Source organism: Staphylococcus sp. 17KM0847, from assembly GCF_013463155.1.
Classification (GTDB): Bacteria; Bacillota; Bacilli; order Staphylococcales; family Staphylococcaceae; genus Staphylococcus.
In genome coordinates this window covers 1,243,468-1,262,408 of the sequence record NZ_CP040781.1, presented here as the reverse complement: position 1 = coordinate 1,262,408, position 18,941 = coordinate 1,243,468, and the positions used below count along the sequence as shown (strand labels likewise).

At 35.4% G+C, this 18,941-nt stretch carries 17 protein-coding genes; 13 read left to right on the top strand and 4 right to left on the bottom strand.

Features of this window, described 5'->3' with window-relative positions; translation table 11 throughout:
- The first annotated feature begins 18 nt into the window (after positions 1-18).
- Both ribA and ribH read left to right on the top strand, forming a co-directional pair.
- Positions 19-1,197 (top strand): GTP cyclohydrolase II, encoded by a 1,179-nt coding sequence (ribA, locus tag FGL66_RS06025; protein WP_180808984.1) that lies wholly within the window; start codon positions 19-21, stop codon positions 1,195-1,197.
- Between the two features lie 15 nt (positions 1,198-1,212).
- Positions 1,213-1,674, top strand: coding sequence for a 6,7-dimethyl-8-ribityllumazine synthase (gene ribH, locus FGL66_RS06020; protein WP_180808983.1), 462 nt, complete (start codon positions 1,213-1,215; stop codon positions 1,672-1,674).
- Between the two features lie 191 nt (positions 1,675-1,865).
- On the opposite strand, the gene FGL66_RS06015 is transcribed toward ribH, so the two are convergent.
- Positions 1,866-2,852, bottom strand: coding sequence for a proline dehydrogenase family protein (locus FGL66_RS06015; protein WP_180808982.1), 987 nt, complete (start codon positions 2,850-2,852; stop codon positions 1,866-1,868).
- 348 nt (positions 2,853-3,200) lie between these two features.
- On the opposite strand from FGL66_RS06015, the gene FGL66_RS06010 reads away from it, so the two are divergent.
- From FGL66_RS06010 to FGL66_RS06000, 3 genes are all read left to right on the top strand, one after another.
- The gene (locus tag FGL66_RS06010) at positions 3,201-4,025 is read left to right on the top strand and encodes an alpha/beta hydrolase (protein ID WP_180808981.1); all 825 of its coding nucleotides are present in this window, start codon (positions 3,201-3,203) and stop codon (positions 4,023-4,025) included.
- A 186-nt stretch (positions 4,026-4,211) separates the two neighbouring features.
- Positions 4,212-5,165, top strand: a complete 954-nt coding sequence (locus tag FGL66_RS06005) for an L-lactate dehydrogenase (protein ID WP_180808980.1) — start codon at positions 4,212-4,214, stop codon at positions 5,163-5,165.
- Positions 5,166-5,454: 289 nt separating this feature from the next.
- Positions 5,455-5,862, top strand: coding sequence for a transcriptional regulator, SarA/Rot family (locus FGL66_RS06000; RefSeq protein WP_180808979.1), 408 nt, complete (start codon positions 5,455-5,457; stop codon positions 5,860-5,862).
- Between the two features lie 179 nt (positions 5,863-6,041).
- Here FGL66_RS06000 and mnmM read toward each other — a convergent pair whose 3' ends face one another.
- Positions 6,042-6,605 (bottom strand): tRNA 5-(aminomethyl)-2-thiouridylate-methyltransferase MnmM, encoded by a 564-nt coding sequence (gene mnmM, locus FGL66_RS05995; protein ID WP_180808978.1) that lies wholly within the window; start codon positions 6,603-6,605, stop codon positions 6,042-6,044.
- On the bottom strand, positions 6,602-7,555 hold the full coding sequence (gene mnmL, locus FGL66_RS05990) for a tRNA modification radical SAM protein MnmL/YtqA (RefSeq protein WP_180808977.1): 954 nt from the start codon (positions 7,553-7,555) through the stop codon (positions 6,602-6,604). Before mnmL ends, mnmM begins: the two co-directional genes overlap by 4 nt.
- Positions 7,556-7,666: 111 nt before the next feature.
- Here mnmL and FGL66_RS05985 point away from each other — a divergent pair, with 111 nt between their 5' ends.
- From FGL66_RS05985 to FGL66_RS05975, 3 genes are all read left to right on the top strand, one after another.
- Positions 7,667-8,848: an MDR family MFS transporter gene (locus tag FGL66_RS05985; RefSeq protein ID WP_180808976.1), complete on the top strand. Its 1,182-nt coding sequence runs from the start codon at positions 7,667-7,669 to the stop codon at positions 8,846-8,848.
- A 319-nt stretch (positions 8,849-9,167) separates the two neighbouring features.
- Positions 9,168-11,579: a leucine--tRNA ligase gene (leuS, locus tag FGL66_RS05980; RefSeq protein ID WP_180808975.1), complete on the top strand. Its 2,412-nt coding sequence runs from the start codon at positions 9,168-9,170 to the stop codon at positions 11,577-11,579.
- Positions 11,580-11,592: 13 nt separating this feature from the next.
- Positions 11,593-11,904, top strand: coding sequence for a rhodanese-like domain-containing protein (locus FGL66_RS05975; RefSeq protein WP_180808974.1), 312 nt, complete (start codon positions 11,593-11,595; stop codon positions 11,902-11,904).
- A 63-nt stretch (positions 11,905-11,967) separates the two neighbouring features.
- On the opposite strand, the gene FGL66_RS05970 is transcribed toward FGL66_RS05975, so the two are convergent.
- Positions 11,968-13,239 carry a BaiN/RdsA family NAD(P)/FAD-dependent oxidoreductase gene (locus FGL66_RS05970; protein ID WP_180808973.1) on the bottom strand — a complete coding sequence of 424 codons (1,272 nt, stop codon included), beginning with the start codon at positions 13,237-13,239 and terminating at the stop codon, positions 11,968-11,970.
- Between the two features lie 120 nt (positions 13,240-13,359).
- On the opposite strand from FGL66_RS05970, the gene FGL66_RS05965 reads away from it, so the two are divergent.
- The 5 genes from FGL66_RS05965 (at position 13,360) to dat (ending at position 18,730) form a co-directional block, all read left to right on the top strand.
- Positions 13,360-14,994, top strand: coding sequence for a putative polysaccharide biosynthesis protein (locus tag FGL66_RS05965; protein WP_180808972.1), 1,635 nt, complete (start codon positions 13,360-13,362; stop codon positions 14,992-14,994).
- A complete protein-coding gene (locus FGL66_RS05960) occupies positions 14,994-15,689 on the top strand; it encodes a pseudouridine synthase (RefSeq protein ID WP_180808971.1) in 696 nt (231 codons plus the stop codon). Before FGL66_RS05965 ends, FGL66_RS05960 begins: the two co-directional genes overlap by 1 nt.
- Positions 15,690-15,762: 73 nt before the next feature.
- On the top strand, positions 15,763-16,170 hold the full coding sequence (locus FGL66_RS05955) for a YtxH domain-containing protein (RefSeq protein ID WP_180808970.1): 408 nt from the start codon (positions 15,763-15,765) through the stop codon (positions 16,168-16,170).
- A gap of 296 nt (positions 16,171-16,466) precedes the next feature.
- Positions 16,467-17,876, top strand: a complete 1,410-nt coding sequence (pepV, locus tag FGL66_RS05950; RefSeq protein WP_180808969.1) for a dipeptidase PepV — start codon at positions 16,467-16,469, stop codon at positions 17,874-17,876.
- A 2-nt stretch (positions 17,877-17,878) separates the two neighbouring features.
- The gene (gene dat / locus FGL66_RS05945; protein WP_180808968.1) at positions 17,879-18,730 is read left to right on the top strand and encodes a D-amino-acid transaminase; all 852 of its coding nucleotides are present in this window, start codon (positions 17,879-17,881) and stop codon (positions 18,728-18,730) included.
- Positions 18,731-18,941: the final 211 nt, after the last annotated feature.

The following is an 18,941-nucleotide window of genomic DNA, read 5'->3' as shown; positions in this document are numbered from 1 at the left end:
CAAGGAGGCGTTTCAACGATGTTTGATTCGATAGAACGAGCATTACAAGCATTAAAAAATGGTGAGATGATTATCGTTTGTGATGATGAAGATAGAGAAAATGAAGGAGACTTACTTGCGATAACCGAATGGATGAATGATGATACGATTAACTTTATGGCGAAATACGGAAGAGGCTTGATTTGTTGCCCAATTGATCACAGCATTGCACAGCAAGCAGGTATTGACGCAATGGTACACCATAATACAGATCCACATGCCACAGCTTTTACAGTGAGCATTGATCATGTGACATCAACAACAGGTATTAGTGCAATTGAACGTACCAAAACAGCACGTGCTTTGATCGATCCTAATATGTCATCGCACACATTTAACCAGCCGGGTCATATGTTCCCGTTGATCGCAAATCCACATGGTGTGCTGGGACGTCGTGGTCATACAGAAGCTGCAGTAGATTTGGCGAAATTGACAAATGCTCGACCAGCAGGAGTCATTTGTGAAATTATGAATGAAGACGGCACAATGGCAAAAGGTGAAAAATTACAATTATTTAAAGAGAAGCATAATCTATGCATGATTACCATTGAAGCATTGGTTGCATATATTAAAACGAATGAAACATTAATTACCGAAGAAGCTAAGGTGAAATTACCGACACGTTACGGTGATTTTGATATGTATGGTTTTACTTCGGATATTGATAGATCAGAATTATTAGCAATTGTAAAAGGCGATATTCACGAGCAAATGAATGTACGCATCCATTCTGCTTGTGCAACAGGAGATATTTTCCATAGTGCGCGTTGTGATTGTGGAGAACAATTAGAAGCTGCTATGTCATATATTCAAGATAATGGTGGAATGATTATTTATTTACCACAAGAAGGTCGTGGTATTGGCCTGATGAATAAATTAAAAGCATATGAATTGATAGAGCGAGGTTATAATACTGTTTCAGCGAATGAAGCATTAGGTTTTAAGCCGGATATGCGTGATTATGACAATGCCGCACAAATTTTAAAGTATTTTGGTATTCAAACTGTAAATTTACTAACAAATAATCCGGAAAAATTTGAAGGATTAGCGCATTATGGTATTACGATGACCACACGTATTCCATTAGTGACTGAATTGAACCCACATAATTATGAGTATATGCAAGTGAAAAAGAATAAAATGAGACATCTTATTTAATGGGAGGAAATGAATATGAAATTTGAAGGACAACTCGTAGGACAAGGACTAAAAATCGGAATTGTAGTAAGCCGTTTTAATGATTTTATTACAGGTCGTTTAGTAGATGGTGCTATGGACGCATTGCAACGTCATCAAGTAGCTGAGACAGATATTGATATTGCGTATGTACCTGGTGCATTTGAATTACCTATTGTTGCGAAAAAAATGGCACAGTCAGATAACTATGATGCGATTATTACATTAGGATGTGTCATTCGCGGCGCAACATCGCATTATGACTATGTATGTAACGAAGCTGCTAAGGGAATTGCTAAAGTAAGTGATGATACAGGCGTACCTGTTATATTTGGTGTGCTGACAACTGAAAATATTGAACAAGCAATTGAAAGAGCTGGTACAAAAGCTGGAAATAAAGGCGCTGAAGTTGCAGTAGGTGCAATTGAAATGGCAAATTTAATGAAAGCGCTCGGTTAACAGAAAAGAGATACAAAAATTTCTAGTATGCGAAAAAAAGGTGTCCTCTTTATCATTTAAGAAGAGGGTTCCATCTTCTATATATAGTGATATTCAAAAACAAGTAGCCCTCATTCGAATAGAGTGAGGGCTACTTGTTTTTGATGTCATATAAATATATAGCTACAAAAAAGTATGTAGTTGTATTGCAATTATTTATGCTTCGTACAAATTTTACTTAGAAGAGCGATGATGACACCGGCAGCACCTATCACTGCTAATGATTTTGGTTTAACAAACTCCTTAACAGCAAGAATTAAGTTTTGCGGACGTTCAGCAAGACGTCTCATAAAGTAACCGAACCAATCATCACCGTATGGAACATAGATTGTAAAGTGATAACCTTCTTTAGCAATAGATTCCGCTAATTCTGAACGAAAACCATATAACATTTGGAACTCGAATTGAGATTTATCAATATGATGTGTTTTAGCAAATGCTTTAACATGGTTAATAATATTGTGATCATGTGTTGCAATAGATGTAAAGTTTTTAGCATTTAATAAACGCTTTTCGATTAAACGGATGTAATTTGTATCGATTTCTTCTTTGGATTGATAAGCGATATAAGGTGATTCTTTATAAGCCCCTTTTACCAAACGAAGACGTAAATCAGGATATTTATCAATCAATTCGTCAGCTTTAAACAAGTAAGCTTGAATAACTGTTCCAACATTTGAAAATTCAGACTTCAATTGATCTAGTGTATGTGTAATATCTGACAGACTATCATATTTTTCGGTATCAAAATTGATGTGCATTTGATTATATTCTGCTGCCTTTTGTACGATTTCATGAACATTGTCATAAGCAAGTTGTTGGTCAAATTCTGCACCGAGCTGGCTGAGTTTAATAGAAACATGCGCATCTAAATGATGTTCATGAATCGCAGACATAATTTTTAAGATATCATTTTTAGCTGCAATCGCTTCTTGTTTTGTATTGACAAATTCCCCTAAATTATCAACAGTTGCAGCAATGTTTTTTTTATTTAGACGTTGAATAGTTTTAACAACATCCTCGATTGAGTTACCTGCGACCACTTTGTTTGCCCCTAAAGAAGGCCCTAACTTTTTAGCTGATGAATTTAAAAACGCATTATTCGATAAAGCAATAAAAAAGTTTTTAACTAAGCCCATTTCTATTCCTCCCATTTACATTGTTTACTGATTATTTACAGTGTATCACGAACATTAAGGGGAGGAAAACGTTTTTAATATAAATATTTACAAAAAATAAGATTAAATACTTCATTCGGGTTGAAAAACAGAAAAGAAACAAAATGTATTTTTATGCGTATGGTATATTTTGTGAAAAGATGAATGATGAAGAAACGTTTACTAAGTACATTAATAATAATTTTTCGTGTAATGTTCATTTTGAGCTATACAATCAATATTCAAAGAACTTTTTATTTTATTAGCAATTGTAGAAGGGGTCACGATATAATAAGGATAAACAGTGTTAAATAAGAAAGGTAAGGTATTATGTGGAAATGGGAAACAGTAAATGAAGCAAAAGGTATCGTTGTGATTGTTCACAATATGCTTGAACATACAGGGCGTTATGCCTATGTTATTACACATCTCAGACGTAATGGTTATCATGTCATCATGGGAGATTTACCCGGACAAGGTCAAACTTCACGTATGAACAAAGGACAAATTGAATATTTTGAGGAATATCATGAATCAGTGTTAGAATGGCTGAAAATTGCTGAAGAGTACCATCTTCCCATTTTCGTTATAGGAGTTGGACTAGGCGGTTTAATTGCAACCCATTTACTTGAAAAAGTAGACTTGGCAATCGAAGGACTTGTATTAATTTCTCCACTTTTAGCATTTAAAAATAATATGCAAACGCGTAAGAATATATTGTCATCTAATATTGGAGATATGTCTAAAACAGCTAAGTTTGACCTAGGCTTTGAGGTTGAAGATTTAACAACAAATGAAGAAGTTCAGGAAGAAACACGCAATGATGCATTGATGATTAAAAAAGTAAGTTATCATTGGTATCAAACGATTATTCGCAAAATGAAAGAAACAACGCAAAATATTGAAAATATGAAAGAAGTGCCACTCTGTTTGATGTATGGAACAGAAGATAAAATTACAGATATTCATGTAACACGTCAACTGACAACAGTTCGCAATTATGATGAGCTCTATGTCAAAGCGTGGCAAGGTTTAGCACATGAAATTCATAATGAAGTGGAAAGAGAAGCGGTGATGCGTTATATTTTGAGCTTTTTAAATAATCGTGTGCATTCTATTGGTTTTGTAGTAGAAGATGAAAATACGCCACAATAAAATATCGAGAGCAAAACTACCATATATTTTTAAAAATATTATTAAAGTGATGTTATATATAAATAAAATATCTTAATCTCTACAATTATGCTTGAACTTATAATAAAAGCATGTTAAATTATAAATGTGAAATACTTCACAATGAAGATGTATAATATTGAAGTAGATAGATTGGAGAGAATCTTTATGTCGAACAAAGGTAATAAAGTTGTATTAGTAGGTAATGGAGCAGTTGGTGCAAGTTATGCGTTTACAATGGTAAGTCAAGGCATTGCAGATGAACTTGTTATTATCGATATTAATGAAGACAAAGTACTTGGAGATGTACTTGATTTAAATCATGGTGCGCCTTATGCAATGTCTCCTGTTAAAGTAAAAGCTGGAAAATATGAAGACTGTGGAGATGCTGACTTAGTTGTAATTTGTGCAGGTGCACCTCAAAAAGTCGGAGAGACACGTTTAGACCTTGTCGAGAAAAATGCTAAAATTTATAAAGGCATCGTAACATCGATTATGGATAGTGGCTTTGATGGCATTTTCTTAATTGCCGCAAATCCTGTTGATATTTTGACATATGTTACATTAAAATACTCAGGTTTACCAAAACATAAAGTTATCGGTTCAGGTACGATTTTAGATACAGCACGTTTTAAACACTTATTAAGTGAAGAATTTGATGTAGCACCATCAAGTGTACATGCAAATATTATTGGTGAGCATGGCGATTCTGAAGTACCTGTATGGTCAAGTGCAACAATTGCTGGAAGACCGTTATATGATATTTTAAAAGAAAATCCAGAAAAAGAACATCTCATTGAAGATATTTATGTTAATACACGTGATGCAGCGTATGATATTATCAAAGCTAAAGGTGCAACATACTATGGTGTAGCTATGGGATTGATGCATATTTCAAAAGCAATATTACGCAATCAAAACGTGGTATTAACAGTATCTAGCTATTTAGAAGGTGAATATGGTTTTGACGGTGTATACACAGGTGTTCCAACTGTTATTAATGCAGAAGGTGCTGTACGAATTATTGAAACACCATTAAACGAAGAAGAAACTGCTAAATTTGAAAACTCTGTTAATGTTCTTAAAAATATGCAAGATTCAATTAGTCACTTATTCGAATAATATATTGCCAAATGCTTATATCAATACACATAAATAGAGTGAGACGAGAATCTGATGATTCTTGTCTCACTTTTTTATTATCGTTAATTAAATAGAGGTGCTTATAATCTAAAAAATGCGATTCTATTACAAGTATCTCATAGATTTGATGGCAGATCATTTTATAGACTATTACGATTTTAGTATATATATAAAGAAATCGGATATAATTTGTACGATTTATGATTAAAATATCTTTGAGTGGGTATGGTATCAAGTGATGATCAGTTTAACAGATGGGGGATCTTAAATGACAGATAGCACAGCAGATCAATTAAATGATATTAAGGGATTGTATGCTTTACAAGAAGATATAGAGTATATCTTTGATGCAGTCTCCAAGAAATTTGAATTAAGTAAAGAGGAACTTTTGATTTTATTAACTTTATGGGAAAAAGGGGCAATGACACTTAAAAAAATGGATGAATATGTCAAGATTAAGTCTTATAAGCGCTCGAGGACATATAATCATCTAGTGAATAAGCAGTGGATATATAAGGAACGCCCAGTTGATGATGAACGTACAGTAATGATTTCTTACAATCAAAATATGACAGAAGTACAACGTGAACTTGTTGCAATGATTGCATCTGAAATTAAAGTGCAACAAGCCAAACTCAATCAACGTTTTGCACAAATTATGAACTTGTGCAAATAAAATAGCGTCATGGATGTAGGGTTTGAATAGTTAAAAGCGAATAAAATGGGTTATGGTGGGATGGTGTTGACCGTCCCATTTTTTAGTACACAAAAGCACTGATATCTTTATTATTTAAAATACCGTCAAATATAAGGATATCAAGTGCTTTTATGTCATGATATATGAATTTTGTTATTTTAGCCTCTTTTTTCTATCGCAATAATATATGGTGGGTGATTTTGTTGATTAATAAATGAGTATTGAAGAACATGTGCCTGCTGCTGATCGATTTGTTGTACATACTGTTTAACATGTTCACTTTCAATTCTGCCTTCTTCATGACCTGGATATACAGCTAATACAATAATGCCTTTAGGACGGAGATGTTTTAAAATCTGTTCTATCGCTACAATAGTTGTTTCTGGACGTGTCACAATAGATTTATCACCTTTTGGCAAATAACCTAAGTTAAACATGGCACCATCTAAAGACTGTAAATGTGTAGGTTGAATATAATCTATAATTTTTTCATGACCTGTTTGAATGATTGAAACATTACTGTATTGTGCTGTGCGTTGACGCGTTGTTACTATGGCTTGACTTTGAATATCACAAGCATAAACGTGCCCGTTAGGAACGAGTTGTGCTAAAAAAGTAGTATCTAATCCATTGCCGCAAGTCGCGTCAATGACTGTACTATTTGTGTGAACATGTGTAGTCATCATCGTCTTAGCAAAGGGTAAAATCCGCTCGATAATCATAATTGCACCTCGGAACAATAACGACTGCCTTGAACTGTGTTGCGACGTTCGAGTTCAGCATCAATATCATTTAACACTTCCCATTTATTGACACTCCACATTGGACCGACCATTAAATCGATTGGACCATCTCCTGTAATGCGGTGAACAATCATTTCAGGTGGCAAGACTTCAAGCTGATCACACACTAATTGAATATAATCCTCTTTTGACATAAATTGTAATAGTCCTTTTTCATATTGTTTAACCATGGGTGTTCCTTTAAGTAAATGTAGGAGATGGATTTTAATACCTTGTACGTCCATTGCTGCGACAGCTTTGGCAGTTTCCATCATCATCTCATAGTTTTCACCGGGTAAACCATTAATAATATGACTACATACGTTAATATTATGTCGACGTAATTTAGCAATACCCTCATAGTAGACAGACATATCGTGTGCACGATTGATTAAATCCGATGTAGACTGATGAATCGTTTGTAAGCCTAATTCGACCCATAAATATGTACGTTCATTCAATTCGGCAAGGTATTGGACAACATCATCGGGTAAACAGTCTGGACGCGTACCAATAGACAACCCTACAACGCCTTCTTCTTGTAATGCCGCTTCAAATTTTTCACGCAATACTTCAACAGGTGCGTGTGTATTAGTAAATGCTTGAAAGTACGCGATATATTGGCCTTCATGCCATTTTTCATGCATACGTGATTTGATGTCTTGAAACTGCTTGGGAATCGAGTCAGCACGATTTCCAGCAAAGTCTCCACTGCCTGCTGCTGAACAAAACGTACATCCTCCATGTGCTACAGTACCATCTCTATTAGGACAATCAAATCCTCCATCCAAAGCAACTTTGAATATTTTCTGGCCAAATTTATTTTTTAAATGATAATTAAGCGTGTGATAACGCTTATTTTCAAAAGCAAATGGAAAAACTAAGCCCATTTTATAATCGTCCTTTCTTAACACAATGTATTTCAAAATTTTATCATATTTTTAGAACGACGTGTTATATTAGATAGTGAACATCGAAAGATAAAGAGAGAAGGGATAATAATGCGAATGCCTGTGACAATATGGTGGCTTGTTATTGGAATGGCTATTAATATTACAGGAGCAAGTTTTTTATGGCCACTCAATACAATTTATATGAATGATGTATTAGGCAAATCATTAAGTACAGCTGGGGTTGTGCTTATGATTAATTCATTTGGTATGATTGCTGGCAATTTATTGGGTGGGACATTATTTGATAGACTTGGTGGTTATCGCACAATTATGCTTGGTACAATATGCAGCTTAATTGCAACAGGACTTTTGAACTTCTTTCATGGTTGGCCTTGGTATGCGATATGGTTAGTCATGCTTGGCTTTGGTGGGGGTATGATTATCCCTGCAATTTATGCAATGGCTGGTGCAATATGGCCACAAGGTGGGAGGCAGACATTCAATGCCATTTATTTAGCACAAAATATTGGTGTTGCAGTTGGCGCAGCATTAGGTGGTGTTGTTGCTGAATTGAGCTTTAACTATATCTTTATTGCAAATTTGTTCATGTATGTTTTCTTTTTCTTTATAGCCCTTTTTCGCTTTAAGGTGGATTATCGTGCGACGGTGAAACACCAAGAAACGCTTGAAGGGATGGCACACATTCAAAATAAAAAGCATTTTACTGCACTCATTTTACTTTGTGTGATGTTTGCACTTTGCTGGATTGCTTATGTACAGTGGCAAACGACAATTGCTTCCTTTACACAGGATATCGGTATTTCGATGACACAGTATAGCTTATTATGGACATTAAATGGTGTCCTTATTTTAGTAGGTCAACCGCTCATCATACCTATTGTTCACCTTTTAAAAGGGCAGTTAAAAAAGCAACTTTATTTTGGTATAGCCGTTTTTATTATTTCGTTTTATGTGACAAGCTTTGCAACATCTTTCTCTATCTTTGTTGTTGGCATGGTTATTATGACTTTTGCAGAAATGTTTGTATGGCCAGCAGTACCGACTATTGCGAATAACCTTGCACCTAAGGGACGTGATGGTGTGTATCAAGGTATTGTTAACGCGGCTTCAACAGTAGGCAAAGCATTTGGACCATTGATTGGTGGCGTTCTTGTAGATTATTTTAATATGCAAGTCATGTTTTTATCAATGATTGGCTTGCTCATATTGGCAGCAGTGTTTTTGACAGTATTCGATAGAGGAATGGACATACAACGTTTTAACGCCTAAGGGTACAAAGATAATACTTGCAACTGAGCGTTAAATTGAATAAGATAGATTATGATGAAATAACTGATAGAGACAATAGTGGTTCTCTTGATATGGAGTAGTAACTTAATCAGCGTCTAAAGAGAGTTAGTGGTGGTGTAAACTAACGTCAGCAATTAGGTGAACTTGCCGATAATGACAAATAATAATACAGAACATCTCAACTATTACAATGAAGTGCACATATGTGAACAAGGGTGGTACCGCGGCAATGACTTGTCGTCCCTTATGATAGCGCAGTAGTTTGAGGTGTTTTTCTATTTTTAGGAGGTAGTATACAGTGAACTATAATCATCAACAAATTGAGAAGAAGTGGCAAAAATATTGGTTAAACAATAAAACATTTAAAGCTGAGGATCATTTAGGACAAAAGAAATTTTATGCATTAGATATGTTCCCATATCCATCAGGTGCTGGCTTACACGTTGGTCATCCTGAAGGTTATACAGCGACAGATATTATTTCAAGATATAAGCGTATGCAAGGTTATAACGTGTTACATCCAATGGGGTGGGATGCTTTTGGGTTACCGGCAGAGCAATATGCGTTGGATACAGGCAATGATCCTGCAGAATTTACGAAAAAAAATATTCAAACATTTAAACGTCAAATTCAAGAGCTTGGTTTTAGTTATGATTGGGATAGAGAAATAAGTACAACTGACCCAGAATACTATAAGTGGACACAGTGGATTTTTATTCAGCTTTATAAAAAAGGATTAGCATACATTGATGAAATTCCCGTTAACTGGTGTGAGGCACTAGGTACGGTACTGTCAAACGAAGAAGTTGTAGATGGTGTTTCTGAACGTGGGGGTCATCCAGTTGTACGACGACCAATGAAACAATGGGTACTTAAAATTACAGAATATGCGGATCGTTTATTAGAAGATTTAGAAGACTTAGATTGGCCAGAGTCTATTAAGGATATGCAACGTAACTGGATTGGTCGTTCAGAGGGAGCCAAAGTAGTATTTAACTTAGAAACATCAAAAGAGACGATTGAAGTATTTACGACACGTCCAGATACGATTTATGGTGCAACGTTTTTAGTTTTAAGTCCTGAGCATCCGTTAGTTGATGAGATTACAACGGCTGAACAAGTAGAAAAAATTAGAGTATATCAACAAGAAGCAGCTAAAAAGTCAGATTTAGAACGTACGGATCTTGCAAAAGAAAAAACGGGTGTCTTTACAGGTGCTTATGCAATCCATCCATTATCTGGTAAGCAAGTACCTATTTGGATTGCAGACTATGTTCTTGCCTCATATGGTACAGGTGCTGTGATGGCAGTTCCGGGACATGATGAACGTGACTATGAATTTGCTCAAACATTTGATCTAGATATTGTCACAGTGATTGAGCATAGTGAAGATGTACCATGCTACACAGGTGATGGTTTACATATCAACTCAGGTGAACTGAATGGTTTGAATAATGAAGAAGCAATTGAAAAAGCAATCACACTTTTAGAAGCAAAAGGTGCCGGCGAACGAAAAGTGAATTATAAATTGAGAGACTGGCTCTTTAGTCGTCAACGTTATTGGGGAGAACCTATTCCAATCATACATTGGGAAGATGGTTCGATGACAACTGTACCTGAATCTGAGTTACCATTGTTGCTACCAAAGATGGATCAAATCAAACCCTCTGGTACAGGAGAATCTCCTTTAGCAAACAGTGATGAATTTGTTAACGTAGTTGATCCAGAAACAGGAATGAGAGGGCGTAGAGAAACAAACACAATGCCACAGTGGGCAGGAAGTTGCTGGTACTATCTGCGCTATATTGATCCTAAAAATGATCAAATGTTGGCTGATCCAGAGAAACTTAAGCATTGGCTCCCAGTTGATCTCTATATTGGTGGTGTTGAACATGCCGTACTTCATTTATTATACGCACGTTTCTGGCACAAAGTATTGTATGACTTAGGTGTGGTTCCAACAAAAGAACCATTCCAAAAACTGTTTAATCAAGGTATGATTCTTGGTGAAGGTAATGAAAAAATGAGTAAATCAAAAGGAAATGTAGTTAATCCTGATGAAATTGTTGCATCACATGGTGCGGATACATTACGCCTATATGAAATGTTTATGGGACCATTGGATGCTTCTATTGCTTGGAGTGAAACGGGGTTAGATGGTGCTCGCCGTTTCTTAGATCGTATCTGGCGCTTATTTGTAACTGAAGAAGGTACATTGTCTAACAAGGTAGTAGATGAGGAGACAACATCATTAGTACAAGTGTATCATCAAACAGTGAAAAAGGTGACGCATGATTATGAGTCATTAAACTTTAACACAGCTATTAGTCAGTTGATGGTCTTCATTAATGATTGCTATAAAGCAGATACAATTAATCGCGCTTATGTAGAAGGTTTTGTGAAGATGATTGCACCAATCGCACCACATATTGGTGAAGAGCTCTGGTCAATATTAGGTTATGAAGAAACGATAACGTATCAACCATGGCCAACGTATGATGAAGCGATGCTACAAGCAGATACAGTTGAGATTGTCGTGCAAGTTAATGGTAAAGTTCGTGCCAAAATTGAAATGCCTAAAGATACATCCAAAGAAGAAATGGAAACTCTTGCACTCGCAGAAGAAACAATCAAGGCTAATATTGAAGGTAAAGAGATTAAGAAAGTCATTGCAGTACCACAAAAACTTGTTAATATTGTTGCAAAATAAAAGGAGAGAGATGATGAAAGAGATTACAGTGGATGAACTCAAAACTAAATTATTAAGTAACGAGCCTATACACATTATTGATGTTAGAGAAGATCATGAAGTTGCAATGGGCATGATTCCAAATACGAAACATATTCCGATGCAAGAAATTACGCAACATCTGAAATCATTTGATGCAGACAAAACATATTATATTGTTTGTGCAGGTGGCGTACGTAGTGCTAGAGTGGTTGACTATTTAACAGAAAATGGCATTGATGCAGTCAATGTTGAAGGTGGCATGAATGCATGGGGCGATGGTGGTTTAACACACGATAGTATTTAAATATTCAAGCGATCAACATTCATTATTCGTGAATGTTGATCGCTTTTTAAGTAAAGAGCGTATTTATTTAAATCTTTGTTCGGAAATATAGGTTCCAGCATAATGTCCAGCGACATAACCTGTAACGAAAGCGCTCGTGATGTTATAGCCTCCTGTGTAACCATGAATATCTAGCACTTCACCACATAAGAAAAGACCTTCACTTAACTTTGATTCCATCGTTGTCGGTACGATTTCTTTAATAGATATGCCGCCTCCTGTAACAAATGCTTTATCTAGGGGGAGCGTTCCATTTACTGAAAATGTAAAAGTTTTGAATTGATGAGTGAGATCTATAATTTGTTGCGTACTGATATGATGAAAGGTTGTCTCTGGATCAATATGTGCTTGTTCTAATATGAAGTGTAGGTAACGTGTTTCGATTAAGCCTTTGAGTGCATTTTTAATGATTTTATCAGGTTGTGTTTTTAATAATTGCGTTATTTTTTGTTTGAGCTGTTCTTCATTTATATCAGGAAAAGCATCAAGTTGCATAAAAATATCTTGGCGTTTCTGCTGTTTTTGTTCTTTATAAACAAATTGACTACAACGTAAAGCAGCAGGTCCACTAATACCGAAATGTGTGAAAATCATATCCATTTGATGTGTCACTCTTTTTTTACCATTTTTTTTGAGAACTGACAAAGCGACATTTTTTAAACTTAATCCTTTTAATGTTTGTTCACGGATAAAGGGTGCGTGAGAACGAATTGGAACTTCGGTTGGAAAAAGTTCTGTAATGGTATGCCCCAATGCACGTGCAAAATGATATCCATCACCTGTTGAACCTGTGTGTGGAACACTTGTACCCCCTGTTGCAATAATAACGGTAGCTGCATTAAATACGCGATGATCACTTAGTGTAACTTCATAGAGTTGTTCTTTTTTTGTGATATTTACAACGGGGCTTTCTTCAAGAATTTCAACATGATGTTTATTCATCTCATCAATAAGAACATTTAAGACATCTTGTGATTGATCTGTTATTGGAAACATACGGCCGTGATCTTCCTCTTTAAGCTGAAGACCACGACTTTCAAAGAACTTAATGATTGCTTGGTTATCGAATAATGTAAATGGGCTGTATAAAAACTTCCCGTTGCCTGGGATGTGACGAATTACTTCATCATGGGGGAGGTTATTTGTGACATTACATCGTCCACCTCCAGATATTTTTAGTTTCCGTCCAAGCCCTTTTTTCTTTTCTATGAGTAGTACACGTTGATTGTTTTGACTGGCAGATATAGCAGCCATAATACCACTCGGTCCGCCACCGACGATGATAGTTTGATACATATATGAATTTCTCCTTTAGTTCATAATATATTGATTTTATCATAATTAGTTTATGTGTATAATTATATTGGTATGCTATAATGAGTGTTTCAAAAACTGCAAAAGTAGGTAGATGAATTTATGAGTGAAAATAAGGAATTGGTACGGGGGACGTTTTTATTAACTTTAAGTATCTTAATCACTAAAATTTTAGGGATTTTATACATTATTCCGTTTTATCGCATTATTGGTGGGGCAGACAATCTTGCACCATTCAACTACGCATATGGCCCTTATAATATTGCCATTGCAGTTGCAACGGCAGGGGTCCCATTAGCAGCTTCAAAATATGTTGCAAAGTACAATGCAATGGGAGCATATCGTGTTAGTCAAAAGTTGTATAAATCTAGTTTTATTGTAATGAGTATTACAGGGGTATTAGGTTTCATTGTACTCTATGCACTATCACCAATGATTGCATCGATTACAATAGCCAATAATACAGATCAAAATGCGGGGTGGACGGTAGATCAAATTACTAATATTATCCGTACGATTAGTTTTGTTGTGATCTTTATTCCCGTATTGGCAACATGGCGTGGCGTGTTCCAAGGTTACAAATCGATGGGACCTACAGCTGTGTCAGAAGTAACTGAACAGGTTGCAAGAATTATTTTTATTTTAGTCGGGAGTTATCTCGTTTTAAATGTATTTCATGGTTCTATGCTGCTTGCGAATGGTATTGCAACATTCGGTGCAGCGATTGGAGCAGTGGTAGGTATTTTGACTTTATGGTGGTATTGGATAAAACGTCGTAAAGGTATTCATGCCATGGTAGACTCAGACCATACAGGTATCGATGTGTCGTATACACAAATGTATAAGGAAATTATTTCATATAGTATACCTTTTGTTATTGTCAGTTTAAATTACCCATTATTTATGATTGTTGATCAACTGACACATAATAACGCGCTAGATGTAGCAGGCGTATCACATCATATGCAAGATATGTTTTTTACAATTTTGAACATGACGACGAATAAAATTGTGATGATTCCAACATCACTAGCAGCAGGCTTTGCGATTAGTTTAATTCCGTTCATTACGAAAACCTATGAAGAGGGTAATTATAAAGAGATGCATAAGCAGATTCAAACTGCATTAGGTGTATTAATGTTTATTACAGTTCCAGCAAGTATGGGGATTATGGCACTTGCTGTACCGTTGTACACCGTTTTTTATGAATTTAGTCTTGATGGCAGTCGCTTACTCTTTATTTACGCACCAGTCGCAATATTGATTTCATTATTAAGTGTTATTGCTTCAATGCTGCAAGGAATTGATAAGCAAAAATTAACAGTATTTGTAATTTTAGGTGCTGTTATTATTAAGCTCGTGTTAAACCATCCATTGATTGTTATATTCCATACAGCTGGTGCTATTTTAAGTACAGCTATTGCACTTTTATTTGCAATTGCGTGTAGCTTATTTATTCTGAAAAAATATGCCGGCTTTAAGTTAACGGATACGATGATTGATGTGGGTCAGATTTTAATTTATGGTTTTATTATGATGATTGGTGTAGAAGGCGTATACTTTTTATTACATCTCTTTATTTCACCAGTAAGCCAAGTAGGTGCATTGATTATTACGGTAATAGGTGCGATAGTGGGTGTTGTAATATATGGTGTGATTACAATGAAAACACGTCTTGCAGATAAATTTTTAGGAGGTATTCCTAATAAAATACGTGGAAGGTTTGGTTTTCTTTAATGCGCATTGATAAGTTTTTAGCACAAATGGGTGTCGGCACACGCACTGAAGTTAAAACATTATTGAAGAAAGGTCATGTTACTATAAATGATACAATCATAAAAAGTCCTAAGACGCACATTGATGGTGAACAAGATCGTGTGTGTGTATCGGGTAAAATGATTCACTACGAACCGTATGTATATTTGATGCTCAATAAACCAGCAGGAGTCATTTCTGCAACAGAAGATGAGCAATATCAGACAGTAATTGACTTAATTACAACATATCAGCATTTAGATTTATTTCCTGTTGGACGTTTAGACAAAGATACAGAAGGGTTACTCCTCATTACGAACGATGGGCAGTTTAACCACCGAGTGATGAGTCCAAAGAAACACGTTCCAAAATGTTATTACGTTGAAGCAGCTAAAGCGATACGTGAGTCAGATATCGAACAATTTAAAGCAGGTATTCATTTATCAGAAGGTTTGTTGAAACCTGCACAATTGACTATTGCAACACCAGAAAATTTTGGGTATGTTACAATTCATGAGGGAAAGTATCATCAAGTCAAGAGAATGTTTCATGCAATAGACAATGAAGTCATCTATCTAAAGCGTGTATCAATCGGTAGTTTGCAACTTGATGAACAGCTAGCACTTGGAGATTATCGCAAGTTAACTTCTGAGGAGATTGCATTGTTTGATCAATAAAAAGAATTCAATCAGGTTTAACTTAGATGAAAAAGGGTAACTTTGAATTAATATTAAAATAGAGGTGATAACAATGGCAAAGTCTAGTAAATTACTAAGAGCTGTTATCGGTATCGGTGGTGCAGCAGCAGCGGTAGCATTATCTAACAAAGAAAGACGTGACAAGTTAAAAAAGGTATATAATGACTACAAAGACAATCCAGAAGAATACAAACGATTTGCTCAAGATAAAGCGTCACAGCTGGGTTCAGTAGCCACGGATGAAATCAACAAAGTAAAAGAAAATCCCAAGGGCTATGTTGAGAATGTAAAGCAAAATCCTAAAGCATTCTTAAATGAAAAAAAAGAACAGCTGTTACAGAAAGATAATGTATCTGCTGAACATACAAAAGAGTCAGATTTTGTTGCTGAAGGTGGAGGAGATGTGACTCAAAATTTAAATGATGAAACCATCAATCTATTAAAGCAACAGCAAAAGTAGGGTGACATTGAATTATAAAATTTAAATGAAATCGTACTAAAAAAGAATTTCTTTATGAATCATACAGAGCTGAGATGAAATCCACACGTTTTCTCTCAGCTCTGTTTTGTGTTTTATACTTTATTGAGGCTATCCATCTTTTCTAATCCTTTTTAGTTTTATATTTAACTCGTACATTTAAAGATTTAAGTAGCAATGTTGTCAGAAAATTTAAAATAGAATAGGTTCATACTGTTGTTTGGTTTATAAATCATGTAAAATAGAAAGCATATCAAGTTAGAAAGAAGTTGATCCGCATGTGGAGAGAGAAAGTAAAGGAATATGAAAATCAAATCATTGACGATTTGAAAGGGTTATTAGCCATTCAATCTGTACGCAATGATGCCGAAGCTACGAAAGATGCCCCATTAGGGCCGGGACCGAGAGAAGCCTTGGATTATATGTACGCATTGGCTAAAAGAGATGGATTCCAAACATTTGATACGGATCATTTAGCTGGACGTATTGAGGTAGGTCAAGGTGAAGATTTATTTGGTATCTTAGGTCATGTTGATGTAGTACCTGCTGGAGATGATTGGGACACACCGCCGTTTGAACCAGTCGTAACAGAAGATCGCATTATTGCTCGTGGTACTTTGGATGATAAGGGACCAACAATTGCTGCGTATTATGCTGTGAAAATTTTAAATGATATGAAGGTTGATTGGAAAAAAAGAATTCATATTATTATCGGCACAGATGAAGAATCGGATTGGAAATGTACTGATCGTTACTTTGAAACGGAAGAAATGCCGACAATAGGCATTGCACCTGATGCAGAGTTTCCGCTTATTCACGGTGAGAAAGGAATTACAACTTTTGATATTTATCAGCAAGTAGATGTACATGATAATGATGAGCCTGAAATCGAATTACATCATTTCATATCGGGAGAGCGCTATAATATGGTCCCTGATACTGCAACAGCAGATTTGTTGGTAAAAGAAAATATGACCAATACAATCCAACAATTTGATACATTTTTGTCTGAGCATTCACTTGAAGGACATCATGAAGTAGATAGTGGTATATTAAAACTCACTGTATATGGTAAGGCAGTACATGGTATGGATCCATCAATTGGGGTAAATGCTGGGTTATACTTGATACATTTCTTATCGACATTAAATTTAAACCAAAAAGCCAAAGATTGGGTTGCGTTTAGCGAAAGATATTTGTTTGATTCTCATTTTGGTGAAAAAATAGGTATGCAGTACCATACTGAACAAATGGGGGATTTAACAACAAATATTGGTATTTTAAAGTATGACCGTGATAAAGGCGGAATATTTGGTGTTAATTTACGCTACCCTGACGGTTTTGACTTTGAACATGCAATTCAACAGTTTAAGGTGGTAATTCATGAGCAAGGTTTTGGATTGGATGTAGGCAAAGTCCAAGTACCACATTATGTAAACCCAGATGAACCATTCGTTCAAAAATTATTGGAAGCATATCGCAATCAAACTGGAGATATGTCGCCTTCATATACAATTGGTGGAGGAACATATGCACGTAATCTTGCAAAAGGAGTGGCATTTGGAGCGATGTTTGATGACTCTGAAGATTTGATGCATCAAAAGAATGAATACATTACAAAAAAACAATTATTTAATGCAACAAGTATTTATTTAGAAGCAATTTATTCAATTTGTGTGGAGGGATGAGGATGACAAAAGTTTTAATCAATGATGTGTTGGTGGATGAAAAAGAGGCTAAAGTCGCATTCAATGATAGAGGGTATAATTTTGGTGATGGTATTTATGAATATGTTCGCTTGTATGATAATAAACTTTTTACAGCACAAGAGCATTTTGAACGTTTGCTAAGAAGTGCAGGAGAGATTGGACTAGACGTTGACTACACTGTCGAATCTTTAACCAAAAGTGTTCGTCTCTTAGCTGAGGCAAATGGTGTAACAGACGGTGGGGTCTATATGCAAGTGACAAGAGGTGTAGCACCTAGAGATCATGCGTTCCCGACACCGTCTGTTGAACCTGTTTTGACAGCATTTGTTAAAGCATATGACCGTCCATATAAAGCATTAGAAGACGGTGTAACAGTTATGACGACAGAAGACATTCGTTGGTTGCGCTGCGATATTAAAAGTTTAAATTTACTTGGCAATGTTCTAGCCAAAGAGTATGCGACAAAATATAATGCTGAAGAAGCAATTCAACATCGTAATGGTATAGTAACAGAAGGCGCCTCAAGTAATGTTTATGCGATTAAAGATGGTATTGTACATACACATCCTGCAAATCATTTAATTTTGAATGGCATTACAAGACGTGTGATTCAATGGATTTGTGATGATGAAGGTATTACTTTCCACGAAGAACCTTTCAGTGTTGAATTTTTAAAAAATGCAGATGAAGTCATTATCTCGAGTACATCTGCAGAAGTGATGCCTGTTGTGAAAATCGATGGTCAAGTTGTTAAAGATGGTCAAGTTGGACCAGTTACAAGAAAGTTACAAAAAGGTTTTGATCGTTATATTGAATCTCACTCACACGAATAAATTTGATTAGAACTTGAAGTGATATGAAGTGAATTGTATGCGTTGTTAAAGGTGGACAACTAGATCCAATTCTGTTCTATTATATGATTTATCTTAATCATAAAAACCGAGGTAAAAAGACAATTTTGTCAAAGTTTACTTCGGTTTTTTAGATTGAATCGACAGAATAAATAGATAAATTTACTTTGTTATGTATTCTTATAAATGTGTA

Coding starts and splice junctions, on each gene's coding strand:
- ribA (WP_180808984.1), top strand. CDS start 19: ATGTTTGATTCGATAGAACGAGCATTACAAGCATTAAAAAATGGTGAG.
- ribH (WP_180808983.1), top strand. CDS start 1,213: ATGAAATTTGAAGGACAACTCGTAGGACAAGGACTAAAAATCGGAATT.
- FGL66_RS06015 (WP_180808982.1), bottom strand. CDS start 2,852: ATGGGCTTAGTTAAAAACTTTTTTATTGCTTTATCGAATAATGCGTTT.
- FGL66_RS06010 (WP_180808981.1), top strand. CDS start 3,201: ATGTGGAAATGGGAAACAGTAAATGAAGCAAAAGGTATCGTTGTGATT.
- FGL66_RS06005 (WP_180808980.1), top strand. CDS start 4,212: ATGTCGAACAAAGGTAATAAAGTTGTATTAGTAGGTAATGGAGCAGTT.
- FGL66_RS06000 (WP_180808979.1), top strand. CDS start 5,455: ATGACAGATAGCACAGCAGATCAATTAAATGATATTAAGGGATTGTAT.
- mnmM (WP_180808978.1), bottom strand. CDS start 6,605: ATGATTATCGAGCGGATTTTACCCTTTGCTAAGACGATGATGACTACA.
- mnmL (WP_180808977.1), bottom strand. CDS start 7,555: ATGGGCTTAGTTTTTCCATTTGCTTTTGAAAATAAGCGTTATCACACG.
- FGL66_RS05985 (WP_180808976.1), top strand. CDS start 7,667: ATGCGAATGCCTGTGACAATATGGTGGCTTGTTATTGGAATGGCTATT.
- FGL66_RS05975 (WP_180808974.1), top strand. CDS start 11,593: ATGAAAGAGATTACAGTGGATGAACTCAAAACTAAATTATTAAGTAAC.
- FGL66_RS05970 (WP_180808973.1), bottom strand. CDS start 13,239: ATGTATCAAACTATCATCGTCGGTGGCGGACCGAGTGGTATTATGGCT.
- FGL66_RS05965 (WP_180808972.1), top strand. CDS start 13,360: ATGAGTGAAAATAAGGAATTGGTACGGGGGACGTTTTTATTAACTTTA.
- FGL66_RS05960 (WP_180808971.1), top strand. CDS start 14,994: ATGCGCATTGATAAGTTTTTAGCACAAATGGGTGTCGGCACACGCACT.
- FGL66_RS05955 (WP_180808970.1), top strand. CDS start 15,763: ATGGCAAAGTCTAGTAAATTACTAAGAGCTGTTATCGGTATCGGTGGT.
- pepV (WP_180808969.1), top strand. CDS start 16,467: ATGTGGAGAGAGAAAGTAAAGGAATATGAAAATCAAATCATTGACGAT.
- dat (WP_180808968.1), top strand. CDS start 17,879: ATGACAAAAGTTTTAATCAATGATGTGTTGGTGGATGAAAAAGAGGCT.